Raw genomic sequence first — 315 nt, 5'->3', positions numbered from 1 at the left:
AAAGAACGATTTTCTCTTATCGATTCATTACGCCAAGCCTATCCACTCCGATGGTTGCTTCAAATCGCGGAGGTTTCTAAGGCTGGCTACTATAAATGGCGGAAATATCATAACGTGCAGCGTTTACGTCAGAAAAGGGCTATGTGGCATAAAGAACATATTTTATCTATTCATCGTCAGCACCCTTACTATGGGTATAAACGTATGACTCGTGCTTTGGCTCGAGAAGGAATGGTAATGAATTATAAACGTGTTCGTCGTCTTATGAGAGAGCTGGGTATTCAATCTATCATTCGAAAAAAACGTCCGTTTTAT

At 40.3% G+C, this 315-nt stretch carries 1 protein-coding gene; it reads left to right on the top strand.

Annotated features, from left to right (window positions below; all coding sequences use genetic code 11):
* Positions 1-315, top strand: a 315-nt coding sequence (locus tag QO049_RS30615; protein WP_284489833.1) for an IS3 family transposase, incomplete at both ends; no start/stop codon positions are given.

The organism is Bacillus sp. RB3 (assembly GCF_030164735.1).
In the GTDB taxonomy this organism is placed as follows: domain Bacteria; phylum Bacillota; class Bacilli; order Bacillales; family Bacillaceae_G; genus Bacillus_A; species Bacillus_A cereus.
The sequence above is the reverse complement of the archived record's forward strand: the minus strand, read 5'-3'. Positions and strand labels throughout refer to the sequence as shown.